The organism is Streptomyces sp. NPDC002698 (genome assembly GCF_042888945.1).
GTDB lineage: Bacteria > Actinomycetota > Actinomycetes > Streptomycetales > Streptomycetaceae > Streptomyces.
This window is the reverse complement of sequence record NZ_JBIAQM010000002.1, coordinates 145,924-158,749: the sequence shown is the minus strand read 5'-3', so window position 1 is coordinate 158,749 and position 12,826 is coordinate 145,924. Positions and strand designations below refer to the sequence as shown.

The window sequence follows — 12,826 nt, the reverse complement described above, 5'->3', positions numbered from 1 at the left end:
GGGTCGCATTCTCCGGCCTGATGGTCTCGCACGGCTGACGGGCGTCGGACACGGCGTGGGGGTGAGCCCGGCATCGCGCCGGGCTCACCCCCTCGCCGTGGGGACGTCCGCTCAGAGCGACGTCATCACGTGCTTGATCCGGGTGTAGTCCTCGAAGCCGTAGGCGGAGAGGTCCTTGCCGTAGCCGGACTGCTTGAACCCGCCGTGCGGCATCTCGGCGACGAGTGCCATGTGGGTGTTGATCCACACACAGCCGAAGTCGAGCCTCTTCGACATCCGCATCGCCCGCGCGTGGTCCTTGGTCCACACCGAGGAGGCCAGCGCGTAGTCCACGCCGTTGGCGTACGCGACGGCCTGGTCCTCGTCCGTGAACGACTGGACGGTCATGACCGGGCCGAAGACCTCGTTCTGGATGATCTCGTCGTCCTGCCTCAGACCCGAGACCACGGTCGGGGCGTAGAAGTAGCCCTTCTCGCCGACCCGGTGGCCGCCCGCCTCGACCTTCGCGTGCTCGGGCAGCCGCTCGATGAAACCGCTGACCTGGGCGAGCTGGTTCGCGTTGTTGAGCGGCCCGTACAGCACGTCCTCGTCGTCCGGCTGCCCGGTCTTCGTCTCGGCCGCGGCCTTGGCGAGCGCGGCGACGAACTCGTCGTGCACCGACGCGTGGACCAGGACGCGTGTCGCGGCCGTGCAGTCCTGACCGGCGTTGAAGAAGCCGCCGACCACCAGGTCCTCGACCGCCTTGGCCAGGTCGGCGTCCTCGAAGACCACGGCCGGGGCCTTGCCGCCGAGCTCCAGGTGGACCCGCTTGACGTCCTTGGCCGCGCTCTGGGCGACCTGGATGCCGGCGCGCACCGAGCCGGTGATGGAGGCCATCGCCGGGGTCGGGTGCTCCACCATCAGCCGGCCGGTCTCGCGGTCTCCGCAGACCACGTTGAAGATCCCCCGGGGCAGGCCGAGCTCCTCCAGGACACCGCCGATGATCTCCGCGATCAGCACCGTGGAGGCGGGGGTGGTGTCCGAGGGCTTGAGGACCACCGCGTTGCCCGCCGCGAGGGCCGGGGCGAACTTCCACACCGCCATCAGCAGCGGGTAGTTCCACGGCGCCACCTGGGCGCACACGCCGACCGGCTCACGGCGGATGATCGAGGTCATGCCCTCCATGTACTCACCGGCCGAGCGGCCCTCCAGCATGCGCGCCGCGCCCGCGAAGAAGCGGACCTGGTCGATCGCCGGGGCGAGTTCCTCACTGAGGGTGAGGTGCAGCGGCTTGCCGGTGTCGCGGCTCTCCGCGGCCACCAGTTCCCCGGCCCGCGCCTCCATCGCGTCGGCGATCTTCAGCAGCGCGCGCTGCCGCACGGACGGTGTCGCGTCGCGCCATACGGGGAACGCCGCGGCCGCGGCCGCCATCGCCGCGTCGACATCGGCCGCCCCGGACAGCGGGGAGGTCGCGTAGACGTCACCGGTGGCCGGGTCCACCACATCGAGAGTCCGGCCGTCGACGGCATCCGCGAACGTACCGTCGATGTAGTTGCGGAACGTGCTGCTCATGGAACGTCTCTCCTGGTCAGGCGGTGGTACGGGGGGACAGGTGCTCGTGTACGGCGAGCCAGGCGCCGTCCGCGGAGCGGGCGAAGACGATGGTCTCCCGCTCGTGCGCCGTCTCCTCGCCGGCGTTGGTGGCGACGCGGGTCTCCACGTCATGGCTGAAGACAGCCGTGTCACCGAAGGGCTGGACGAGCTGTGCCGACGAGGTGCAGCCGAGGACGCGGAAACCGTCCTGCTCCACCCACCGCTGCCACAGGGCGCGGTACTCGGCCGTGGAGCCGAGACGCTGCGGCGTGGTGTGGAAGACGAACGTCGCGTCCGGTGCGAAGGCACCGAAGTAGTCGTCGAGGCGGCCCTCGGCGAAGGCGGCGACGAGCCCGTCCGCGGCGGCCCGGACTTCCTGCGCGGTGGTGGTGCTCATGCGCGGCTCCTGGTCAGGGGCGCCCGGCGGTCAGGGCCGGGCGCCCAGTCGGTGGTGTCGGTGGCGCTGAGGGCTCAGAGAGCCGCGGCGGGCTCGGGGGTCTTCTCCTCGGTGCCACCGGTGATCGGCGCGATGTCGGTGTCGGACGCCCCGACGAAGCGGGGTCCGTCGGGCCCGTACACGGCGCGCGGCTCGGGGAACAGGGCGAGCGCGGCGAGGTAGAGCACGACCGCCAGGCCGAGGCCGACCGGCAGCGAGATGTCCGCGCCGTCCGCGAGGTTGCCCAGCGGACCGACGAACTGGCCCGGCAGATTGGTGAAGAGGAGGGCCACGACGGCGCTGACGATCCAGGTGCCCATGCCGCGCCAGTTCCAGCCGTGCGCGAACCAGTAGCGGCCACCGCGCTGACGCCGGTTGAACACCTGCAGTGCCTCGGCGTCGTACCAGCCGCGCCGGGTGACGTAGCCGAGCGCCATGACGACCATCCACGGCGCGGTGCAGGTGATGATCAGGGTGGCGAAGGTGGAGATGGACTGCGTGAGGTTGAGCGCGAAGCGGCCGAGGAAGATGAATCCGATGGACAGGACACCGATGAAGAAGGTGGCCTGGACGCGGTTGAAGCGCGGGAAGACGCTGGCGAAGTCCAGCCCCGTTCCGTAGAGGGACGTCGTGCCGGTCGACAGGCCGCCGATCAGGGCGATCAGGCAGAGCGGCAGGAAGTACCAGCCGGGGGAGATGGCCAGCAGTCCGCCCACGTAGTTCGGGGCGGCCGGGTCGACGTACTTCACGGCCTTCGTCGCGATGATCGACGCCGTGGCCAGGCCGAAGACGAAGGGCAGCAGGGTGGCGATCTGGGCGAGGAACGCGGCGCCCATCACCCGGCGGCGCGGGGTGTTCGCGGGGATGTAGCGGGACCAGTCGCCGAGGAACGCGCCGAAGGAGACCGGGTTGGAGAGCACGATCAGCGCGGCGCCGATGAACGACGGCCAGAACAGCGGGTCGGCGGTCGAGGCGAAGGCACCCGCGTATCCGGGGTCGAAGTCACCGGCGAAGGCGAAGGCGCCGAGCACGAAGAGGGCCGAGGCCGCCAGCACCGCGATCTTGTTGACCAGCAGCATGAAGCGGAAGCCGTAGATGCAGACGACGAGCACGAGTCCGCCGAAGATCGCGTACGCGATGCCGTAGGTGACGTCCGACTCGGGGACGTTCACGAGCCGGTGCGCGCCGCCGACGAGCGCGTCTCCCGAGGATCACACCGAGATCGAGAAGAACGCGATGGCGGTGAGCAGGGAGAGGAAGGACCCGACGACCCGGCCGTGCACGCCCAGGTGCGCCGAGGAGGAGACGGCGTTGTTCGTGCCGTTGGCGGGGCCGAACAGCGACATCGGGGCCAGCAGCAGCGCGCCCGCGACCAGTCCGAGGACGGTCGCCGCGAGTCCCTGCCAGAAGGAGAGCCCGAAGAGGATCGGGAACGCGCCCAGTACACAGGTCGCGAAGGTGTTGGCGCCGCCGAAGGCGAGCCGGAACAGGTCGATCGGCCGGGCCGTGCGGTCCGCGTCCGGGATGCGCTCGACGCCATATGTCTCGATTTCGGTGACCGAGCTCGTCACGGGCCCTCCAATGTCCGTTAGTGCACCGTTCAATCGGTGGCATCCACAGTGTGCGGCCCCCCGTGACCTGCGGCAATGGTGTCCATCACAGATGCGTACGATGTCATTTGTGGCCAGCAACAAACTCACCATCCAGGACCTGCTCTCCTCTCCGGCGCTCCAGCTCTCGCTGAAGGCCGGCGGCGGTCTGGAACGGCCGGTCTCCTGGGCGCACGCCAGCGAACTCGTCGACCCCACGCCCTGGCTCCTGGGAGCCGAGCTGATCATGACCGCGGGCCTGGCGATCCCCCGTACCGCGGCGGAGCAGCGTGCCTATCTGGAGCGGCTGGACGACGCCGGGGCGTCCGGGCTCGCGCTCTCGGCGCAGCTGCACATGCCACCGCTGCACGACACCTTCTTCCAGGCCGCGCGGGAGCGGGACTTCCCGGTCCTCGAAGTGCCGCTCGCCGTTCCCTTCATCGCCGTCGCCCAGGAAGTCGCGGCCTCGGCCCAGGAGGAGGCGCGGCACCGGCTGGGCGCGCAGCTCCAGGTCTTCGGCGCGCTGCGCTGGCTGGTCACGGAGGATCTCGACACACCGACACTCCTGCGCCGTCTCGAAGGTCTGTCGGGCTACGACGTCTTCCTCTGCACTCCTCAGGGGCGTCCGCTCCTGCCCGGGGTCCCGGTGCCGGATCCGGCCGTCCTGCCGGCGTCCGTCGAGGCCCCGCCGACCATCCCCGGCGGATTCGTCCTCCCGGTGCCCGCGCCCGGCGGCCCCGCGGGCTTCCTCGTCGCGTACGAGCGTGAGGGCGCCCGGCCCGCGGGGCTCGCCGTCGTCCAGCACATCGCCACCGTCGCGGCGCTGCGGCTGGCGATGGTGCGCAACGAGCGCGAGACACTGCGCCGCGAGGGAGCGGAGACGTTCGCCGAACTGCTTCAGGAGGTGCTCGACCCGGAGGCGGCGCGGCGTCGGCTCGCCCGGCACGCGATCGAGGGCGACACCGTGCTGCTGATCGTGCGCCGCACCACCGACGAGGCGCTGCTGCGTCTCCTGGAGGACCGGTCCCATCTGCTGCTGACCCGGGGCGAGGACCGCTACGTCCTCGGGGCGCCCGAGCTGGCGGCGGCCGTCGGTGAGCTGCCCGGCGTGGCGGCCGGGGCCAGCCGCCCCTTCCTGCCGGGGGACGCGCTGAAGGTCGCGCAGCGCGAGGCTCTGTGGGCGGTGTCCAAGGCCGTCGAGTCGGGCCGTGCCGTCGTCCACTACGGCGACGACGGGGCGGGCCGGTGGCTGCCCGACGATCCCGCCGTCCTGGCGGCACTGGTGGAGCATGTGCTCGGCGGCGTGCTGCGTTACGACGAGAGCCACGACTCGCGGTTGCTGGTCTCGGCCCGCACCTGGATGGAGCGCGACCGCCGCACCGAGACGGCGGCCGCGGCGCTGCACATCCACCCCAACACCCTCGCCTACCGGCTGCGCCGCTTCGGCGCGCTCACCGACCGTGATCTGACGTCGACGGCGGCTCTGGCCGAGGTCTGGCTGGCGATCCAGGCGGCGGGAGCGCTGGGCCTCACCGACTGAGCGGGTTCACGCGTACGTCCCGGCCCGCCGTGCGCGGATCACCCCTCACACCGCGCGACCGCCTCGACCAGGCGCGTGATGTCGGCGAGATCGGCCTCGAACTCGGCGGTGAGGTCGAGGGGAAGGTCCAGCCACGGCGCGAGCGCGCTGTGGCCGGGGAGCTCGACGGCGTCGAGATGACCCCGACGGCTGCGCGGGTCGCCCGCGCCGGGAGTGAAGCGGCCCGAGGCCTCGGAAGCGGCGAAGCCGATGACGAACGTACTGATCAGGCGTTCGAGCCGGGGCACCTGAGGCTCGGGGACCCCGGCCTCGATCAGCGCGGTGTAGATGATGTCCACCGCCCGCAGGCCGTCCGGGGTGACGGCCGGCCGCGAGAAGAGCAGGTGCGCGGCCCAGGGGTGCTGCTGGGTGACCTTCCGGGCCGCGTGCGCGAGGGCGCGGAGCCGTTCGTCCCAGGTGTGGTGACCGGTCGGATCCGACGGCAGCAACGCGGTGAGGAGCCGTCCGACCATGCCGTCCAGCAGTGCCGACTTGTCCTTGACGTGCCGGTACAGCGCCATCGGCGTCACTCCGACGCGATCGGCCAGAGCGCGCATCGAGACGGCGTCGACCCCGCGCTCGTCGGCGATGGCCACGGCGGCGTCCAGGATCTCTTCCCGTCTCCCACTCATGGGTCTACAGTGTAGACGTATACGGCGTAGACGTGTACGGCGTAGACCTGATGAAGGACGGATGATGCTGACAGCAGAGGGACTGGTGAAGCGCTACGGCTCACGCCACGCGCTCGACGGGTTCGACCTGACGGTCCCGGCCGGGGAGATCGTGGGCCTGATCGGTCACAACGGCGCGGGCAAGACGACGTTCGTCGAGATCGTCGCCGGTCTCGTACGTCCCGACGCGGGCCGCGTCACCATCGGGGCGCTCGACGCGCTGCGGGACGGCCGGGCCGCTCGGCGCCTCCTCGGCATGGCCCCGCAGGAACTCGCCCTGTACGGCGGTGCCACCGCGCGGGAGAACGTGCGGCTCTTCGCCGGACTGGCGGGATTCCGCGGACGGCGCGGGGAAGCGGAGATCGCCCGGGTCCTGGACGAGCTGTGTCTGACGGCCGTGGCGGACCGGCCCGTGGCCGCGCTGTCCGGAGGCCAGCGCCGCCGGGTCCAGGCGGCCACCGCCATGGTTGGCTCCCCGCCCCTCCTCCTGCTGGACGAGCCGACCACGGGAGCCGATCCGGAGACCCGCTCGGCCCTGCTGGGCGCGGTCAGGGCCCGGGCCGAAGCGGGCGCGGCCGTCGTCTACACGACCCACTACCTGCCGGAACTCGTCGATCTCGGCGCCACGCTGGCACTCGCGCGGGCCGGCCGGATCATCGCGCGCGGCACGCAGGACGAGCTCACCCGCCATCTGCCCGGCGAGCTCAGGGTCACCTTCGCCGACCCCCGCGAACCCGAGCTGCGCCGGCCGACCACGGACCCCGGTGCCGATCTGGCGGCCCTGCTCGCGTCCGGTCGTACCCCTGTGTCCGTCGACGTCCGCCGCCCCGGACTGGACGATCTCTACCGGTCCATGGAGTCCGCGCGGACCGTGACCCGGACGGAGGCCCGCGATGCCGCGTGAGTCCGCCGCCCGCGTGGCCGTGCTGGTGCGCCACAACATGCTGCTGATGGCGCGCGAACCCGGTCCCGTCCTGAGCAGGATGATCCTCCCGCTCGTCTTCGTCACGCTGCTGCGTCCGCTCTATGTGACCGGGCAGGGCCGTACGGCCGGCACGGAGCAGGCGGTCGTCGGCACGATGGTCACCTTCTCGCTGCTCGCCCTCAGTATCTGCGGCGGCGCGATCCTCACCGAACGGCTCGGCCGTACCTGGGACCGCCTGCGCGGAACCGCCCTGCATCCCGCCGAGCTGCTCGTCGCGAAGGCCGTCCCGGCCTTCGCGGCCCTGCTCGCCCAGCAGTTGCTCATCGTGGCCTTCGCCGTGTGCGTCCTCGGCCTGCGTGTCCCGCACCCCTTCCTGCTGCTGGGTCTCCTGCTGAGCTGGAGCTGCGCGCTCCTCGGACTCGGCACCCTGCTCGGCGTTCTGGTCCGCAGCCTGGGGGCGCTCTCGGCCGCCTTCGACATCGGCGGCATGCTGCTGAGCAGTGTCGGGGGCGCGCTCGTGCCGCTCGCCGCCCTGCCGGCCTGGGTCTCGGACGTGGCCCCGGCCTCGCCCGGCTACTGGGCCGCTCGCGGCATGCGTGCCGCCCTGTCCGGTGACGCGTACGTCGTGGCGGAGTCCTGTGGCACGCTCCTCGGCGTGGCACTGGTCTGCGGCGTCGGGGCCTCGGTACGGCTGGTGGGCCGCAGCGGCCGGCTCATGGCGCTCTAGGACCTGTCTGACAGGTCCTAGGCGGCCGATCCGCTGAACGCGCCCGCTGGAAAGGCCGGTTCAGGTCGAAGGGTGCCGTCCAGTCGATTGGCCGTCCGGCCAGCCGGTCACGGCCCTTCGGTTCGGCGCAGGCCCGCGACCAGGGTCTCGACCAGTTGTCGTGCGTCGTAGCGGGGGTCGTTGCCGGCGCCGATGCAGAGGTTGCCGATGCCGCGCATCAGTTGATAGGCCGTCAGGCCGGGTCGGATCTCGCCGGACGCGGCGGCCGCGTCGAGGAGTTGGGTGCACACGGGGACGAGCCGGTCGACGAAGTACCTGTGCAGCGCGTCGAACGCCGTGTTGTCTGGCTGCAGGACGGCGGCGAGCCCGTGCTTGGTGACGAGGAAGTCGACGAACAGGTCGATCCACCGTGTCAGCGCGGCATAGGGGGACGGGCAGTCGCCCAGCAGGGCCGGTCCCGCCTCGGCGCAGGCTTCGACCTGGTGCCGGTAGACCGCGACGATGAGATCCGCCCGCGTCGGGAAGTGGCGGTAGATCGTGGCCGTGCCGACGCCCGCCCTGGCCGCGATGTCACGCACGGGCGCCTCCACGCCGGAGGCGGCGAAGACCGCGGCGGCGGCGTCGAGCAGCGTCTCCTGGTTGCGCCGGGCGTCGGCCCGCCGGGGCCGTGCCGAGGTCTGCCCCGTGGTGTCGTCGCTGTCGTTCATCGCGCCCTTCCCTCCGCGGCCGGACAGGTAAACGGAACGGTGTTCCGTATCGTCTTGCTAAGCGGGACAGTGTTCCGTATCGTCAAACGGGACGGTGTTCCGTTTGCCCATGATGGCAGACCGGGGACCCGGCGACCAAGCTCGCCGCCGTCCTCGCGCATCACCCGTATCGAAGGAGGCAGAGGCATGCAGTACCGCACCTTGGGCCGCACCGGTGTGCAGGTCGGCTCGCTCGCGCTCGGCGCGATGAACTTCGGCAGGATCGGGCGCACCACCCAGGACGAGGCCACCGCCATCGTCGACGCCGCCCTGGAGGGCGGGATCAACCTCATCGACACCGCCGACATGTACGGCGACGGCGAGTCGGAGGAGATGGTCGGCAAGGCCATCGCCGGCCGCCGCGACGACATCGTGCTGGCCACGAAGGCGGGCATGCCGATGGGGGAGGAGCGCAACCACCGGGGCTCCTCGCGCCGTTGGCTGATCACGGAGCTGGACAGCAGTCTGCGCAGACTCGGGGTCGACCACGTCGATCTCTACCAGATCCACCGATGGGACCCGGACACCGGCGACGAGGAGACGCTGTCCGTCCTGACCGACCTGCAACGCGCGGGAAAGATCCGCTACTTCGGCTCCTCGACCTTCCCCGCCCATCGCATCGTGCAGGCCAGGTGGGCCGCGCGCGAGCATCATGTGCGGCCCTACGTCACCGAACAGCCCAGCTACTCCGTCCTGCAACGCGGGATCGAGGCCGATGTCCTGCCCGTGGCCGAGGAGTACGGGCTCGGTGTGCTGGTCTGGAGCCCGCTCGCCTCGGGCTGGCTGTCCGGCGCGGTCAGGAGGGGCCGGGAGATCACCACCAGCCGCTCGGCGCTCATGCCGCAGCGCTTCGACCTCGCCATCCCCTCCAACCAGGCCCGGCTGGACGCCGTCGAGCGCCTGGCGGTCATCGCCGAGGAGGCCGGACTGACGCTGATCCAGCTCGCACTCGGCTTCGTCACCGCGCATCCCGCCGTGACCAGCGCGCTGATCGGCCCCCGGACACCGGACCACCTGCGCGCGCAGCTCGCCGCCGCGGACACCGTGCTCTCCGCGGACGTGCTCGACGCGATCGACGCCGTCGTGTCCCCGGGAACCGACCTCGCCGCGCACGAGAAGTTCGACACCCCGCCCGCCCTGCTCGACCCGGCGTTGCGCCGCCGCTGACGGCCCGGTGGCACGGGCCTGACGACCCCGCCCGGGTCAGAGTTCCGGAGCGGGGCCGCCAGGAGTCCATGGGCCGAATGCCGGCTGTCAGCCGGTGTACGCCTCGATCTCGGACAACTGCCCGGCGGGCCAGCCGGTGTTGGCCGTGATGAGAACGCGCAGATAGCGGGTGGGGGTGCCGGACAGGGTCGCGGTCGCCGTGTTTCCGCCGGCCGGATCGAAGGTGTATCCGGCCGACGCCTTGAGAGTGCCGAACGTGGAGCCGTCGGTGCTGCCCTGGATGCTCAGGGTCTGGGTGCGCGTGGCCCACGCGGTCGCCGGAGGAAGTCTGAGGACGACGCGCTTGACCGCTTTCGCGGCGCCCAGGTCGACGGTGAGGGACTGCGGGAAGGCGTTGTTGGCGCTCTCCCAGTAGCTGTTCGCGTTGCCGTCCACCGCGTTGGCCCCGGGGTAGACGTCCGTGTGGCTCGACTCGGTGACCGGCCGGTTCCTGGCGAGGTTCACGGTGGGGTCGGTGGGCGGGTCGGTCGGAGGATCGGTGGGCGGGTCGGTCGGCGGAGGGGTGCCGCCGCCGGGTACTCCGCCATTGGTCCACTTCGGGGCCGGCCAGGTCCCCGTGCAGGCCGGCGGGTCGGCGTACCAGCCGCTGTTGCCCGTACCCCGGGTGATCCGGAAGCCGGAGCCGACGCAGTTGTGGATCGGGTTGGACTGGCCGATGTTCGTGGCCGTGACGTTGCTGAAGGAGGCCGTCCCCGGGGCCTGGATCTGGAGTGCGTAGGTACCGACTCCGTCGATCCGCACATGGTCGAAGCGCAGGCTGTTGGTCGCTCCCTCGATGTTCATGATCGCGGCGTAGGAGCTGTCGAGGATCTCGCTGTCGGTGATGTCGACGGTCGCGTTCAGGGGCTCGTTGAGTCCGCTGAACCAGACCGCGCCGACCCCGAACTGCCAGTTGTAGTCGTTGTTCCCGGCCCGTATCAGGGTGTTGCGGGCGGCCGTGACGGTGCCGGAGACGGCCGTGCCCTGGCCGGAGTTGACCCCGGGGTAGCGGTTCGCGACATGGAGGCCGCCACCGTTGGTGACGGTGTCCGCCATGACGTTGTCGGAGAGGGTGATGTCCTTGCCGCCGTAGGTGACGATGTTGTTCGCGAGGATCGGCAGGACCACCGTGTCGAAGGTGAACTTGTTCTTGACGTTCGGGACGTTCTCCGCCCACATCGCGAGGCCGTCGTCACCGGTGTTCCGTACGAACGTGTTGGTGACGGTGGAGTTGGTGACGCCCATGTGGAAGTTCACGCCGTCCGCGGTCTGATCGAGGATGCGGCTGTTCTTGACCGTGAAGTTGTTCATCGGCCCGTCCATCCAGGCCCCGCACTTGGTGTGCTGCATCCACACGTTGTCGACCGTGGAGTCGGACAGCGCACCGCCGATGGCGTTGACCTGGTCGTTGTCCACGCGTTCGCGGATGTCGCCGATGATGGCGAAGTCCTTGAGCGTGACGTTCTTGCTGCCGCCCTGGCCGGCGTACTTGCCGTAGACGCCGACGGCCTTCGACCGGTCCACCGGGTCGCGGCCGGTGAGGACGCTGTACCAGGGGCCCGCCCCGGCCAGTGTCACCTGGTCGACGACGATGTGATCGCGGACCTGGAAGGTGCCCTGCGGGATGTACACGGTCCTGCCCTGTGCCTTGCCCGCGTCGACGGCCGCCTGGATCTTCGCGGTGGAATCCGACGCGCCGGTCGGATCCGCGCCGAAGTCGCCGACGACGTCGAGGGCTCCGGACGGTTTGGCGATCGGGGCACCCACCTGCTCGAAGTCGGCGAGGTCGATGGTGAACGAGGGTGACTCGCCCGTGGAGGAGACCTGGAGGCGCACCTTGCTGCCGGCCGGCAGCGTGGAGCCGAACATGGTGCGGGTCTCGTCGTAGAAGTGATGCGGGTTGGTGTCGCCGGGGTTGTTGTTGAACGGGTAACCGCCGTAGTACCAGCCGTACTTGGAGGTCACCGGGACACTCTTGAGCCGGTTGCCGTCGACCCTGAGATCGATGCTCGCGTCGCGGCCGCTGCCCACGGCGTTGTCGGGCAGCGAGTACCGGAACGACATCGCGTTGGCCGGCGCGGTCAGCGTGAACTCGACGTACTCGCCCGTCGCGTCCAGCGTCACGGCCTGGCGTCCGGACGCCTCGGAGGGGAGATGGCCGTAGAGCCGGTCCGGGCCGATGAGGGTGCCGTTCGTGGTGGCGTACTCGGCTTCCTGTTCCTTGAACGGAACGGCCGCGCCCCGGCCGGAGATCCCGACGGGGGAAGGGGCGGGTACCCCTGCGGCGGCCGCGTGGGGGGCCAGGGCCACCGCGACGACGGTGCCGGCCGCGGCGAGTGCCAGCGACACGGCCACCGCCGTGCCGCGTCGCAGGGGTCTGCCTTGGGGAGAGGGAGTCACAGGCGTGCGTCCTTAGGGCTCGTGGGGTGAGCGGACGCAAGAAGGCTAGGAGTGAGGGCAAGATAAGTCTATGAACGTGCGCAAGATTGATACAGGAGATCGCAATTAATCGACTACTGTGCGATGCCGGGGACTCCGTGTATCGCGGGCATATCGAAAACCGCATACGTCACCGCAACCGGCCTTCCCCTTCACTTGGACCATGAGCCACGACGCACCCTTGTCAGCACCGCCCCGCCGCACCCGCGGGATCGTGCTCGTCAGCCTGGCGGTCCTCGCCCTGGCGAGCGCCCTGTTCGTCATACGGGGGCCGCTCATGATGTCCGCCCCGAGATGTATGGCCGGGCGCTGGCACGGCTGCTACGACACGTTCAACGGTGTGGTGCTCATGACGCTGGTCGCGCTGCCGGTGGCCGTGCTGGTGGTGTGGGCACTCGCGTACCGGCGGCAGACCGCCGGCCTCGGTTCGGCACGGGCCTGGCGCACGTCGCTGGCCGAGGTGGGCATGGTCCACGGGACGGTGCCGTTCCTGTGGCTGACCATGATGCCGGGCCTCGCGCCGGGCGTCGCTCCCCGCCGGGTGAGCCTGGTGCCGCTGCGGGACCTGGTCGCGATGGGGACGCTCGGGATCATCGGCAACCTGCTGGTCTTCGCGGCGCTGGGATTCTTCGCCCCCATGCGGTTCGCGGCGCTGGCGTCCGTGCCGCGGATCCTGGCACTCGGGGCGGGCTGCTCGGTCCTGGTCGAGGTCGCCCAGTACGTCCTGTGGCTGGACCGGGTGTCCTCCGTGGACGACGTCCTGGTCAACGCCACCGGCGCCGTGCTGGCCGGGCTCGCCTCGCGCCGCTGGTGGCGCACCCCGGCGGAGGCGCCGTCGGACCGGCCTCGCCCCGTGCCGGCGCCGGTGGGCTGAACCGTGGGTCCGGTACGCACCCGTTATCGCGATACGTCGGCGACCCGGCGTAGTGCTTAGGC

Annotated in this window: 10 protein-coding genes and 1 pseudogene; 5 read left to right on the top strand and 6 right to left on the bottom strand. The window is 70.8% G+C overall.

Going from position 1 to position 12,826, the window contains the following annotated elements:
* Positions 1 to 111: 111 nt before the first annotated feature.
* The 3 genes and pseudogenes from ACFYW9_RS03030 to ACFYW9_RS03020 all read right to left on the bottom strand — a co-directional run bounded on the left by ACFYW9_RS03030 (position 112) and on the right by ACFYW9_RS03020 (position 3,579).
* Positions 112 to 1,551 carry a gamma-aminobutyraldehyde dehydrogenase gene (locus tag ACFYW9_RS03030; RefSeq protein WP_389143920.1) on the bottom strand — a complete coding sequence of 480 codons (1,440 nt, stop codon included), beginning with the start codon at positions 1,549 to 1,551 and terminating at the stop codon, positions 112 to 114.
* A 16-nt stretch (positions 1,552 to 1,567) separates the two neighbouring features.
* Positions 1,568 to 1,969 (bottom strand): YybH family protein, encoded by a 402-nt coding sequence (locus ACFYW9_RS03025; protein ID WP_389143917.1) that lies wholly within the window; start codon positions 1,967 to 1,969, stop codon positions 1,568 to 1,570.
* Between the two features lie 74 nt (positions 1,970 to 2,043).
* Positions 2,044 to 3,579, bottom strand: a pseudogene (locus tag ACFYW9_RS03020) (purine-cytosine permease family protein).
* Positions 3,580 to 3,688: 109 nt separating this feature from the next.
* Here ACFYW9_RS03020 and ACFYW9_RS03015 point away from each other — a divergent pair.
* On the top strand, positions 3,689 to 5,137 hold the full coding sequence (locus ACFYW9_RS03015; protein WP_389143914.1) for a PucR family transcriptional regulator: 1,449 nt from the start codon (positions 3,689 to 3,691) through the stop codon (positions 5,135 to 5,137).
* Between the two features lie 38 nt (positions 5,138 to 5,175).
* On the opposite strand, the gene ACFYW9_RS03010 is transcribed toward ACFYW9_RS03015, so the two are convergent.
* A complete protein-coding gene (locus ACFYW9_RS03010; protein ID WP_389143911.1) occupies positions 5,176 to 5,808 on the bottom strand; it encodes a TetR/AcrR family transcriptional regulator in 633 nt (210 codons plus the stop codon).
* A gap of 64 nt (positions 5,809 to 5,872) precedes the next feature.
* Between ACFYW9_RS03010 and ACFYW9_RS03005 the strand changes: the two genes are divergently transcribed.
* Both ACFYW9_RS03005 and ACFYW9_RS03000 read left to right on the top strand, forming a co-directional pair.
* Complete coding sequence (locus tag ACFYW9_RS03005; RefSeq protein ID WP_389143908.1) at positions 5,873 to 6,751, top strand: ABC transporter ATP-binding protein; 879 nt, start codon at positions 5,873 to 5,875, stop codon at positions 6,749 to 6,751.
* Positions 6,741 to 7,499, top strand: a complete 759-nt coding sequence (locus ACFYW9_RS03000; protein WP_389143905.1) for an ABC transporter permease — start codon at positions 6,741 to 6,743, stop codon at positions 7,497 to 7,499. The genes ACFYW9_RS03005 and ACFYW9_RS03000 overlap by 11 nt, the downstream gene beginning before the upstream one ends.
* 107 nt (positions 7,500 to 7,606) lie before the next feature.
* On the opposite strand, the gene ACFYW9_RS02995 is transcribed toward ACFYW9_RS03000, so the two are convergent.
* The gene (locus ACFYW9_RS02995) at positions 7,607 to 8,206 is read right to left on the bottom strand and encodes a TetR/AcrR family transcriptional regulator (protein ID WP_389143902.1); all 600 of its coding nucleotides are present in this window, start codon (positions 8,204 to 8,206) and stop codon (positions 7,607 to 7,609) included.
* A gap of 186 nt (positions 8,207 to 8,392) precedes the next feature.
* Between ACFYW9_RS02995 and ACFYW9_RS02990 the strand changes: the two genes are divergently transcribed.
* A complete protein-coding gene (locus ACFYW9_RS02990) occupies positions 8,393 to 9,412 on the top strand; it encodes an aldo/keto reductase (RefSeq protein WP_389143899.1) in 1,020 nt (339 codons plus the stop codon).
* 87 nt (positions 9,413 to 9,499) lie between these two features.
* Here the strand turns inward: ACFYW9_RS02990 and ACFYW9_RS02985 are convergent, their stop codons facing one another.
* On the bottom strand, positions 9,500 to 11,851 hold the full coding sequence (locus ACFYW9_RS02985) for a discoidin domain-containing protein (RefSeq protein WP_389143896.1): 2,352 nt from the start codon (positions 11,849 to 11,851) through the stop codon (positions 9,500 to 9,502).
* A 202-nt stretch (positions 11,852 to 12,053) separates the two neighbouring features.
* Between ACFYW9_RS02985 and ACFYW9_RS02980 the strand changes: the two genes are divergently transcribed.
* Positions 12,054 to 12,764: a VanZ family protein gene (locus ACFYW9_RS02980; RefSeq protein ID WP_389143893.1), complete on the top strand. Its 711-nt coding sequence runs from the start codon at positions 12,054 to 12,056 to the stop codon at positions 12,762 to 12,764.
* Positions 12,765 to 12,826: the final 62 nt, after the last annotated feature.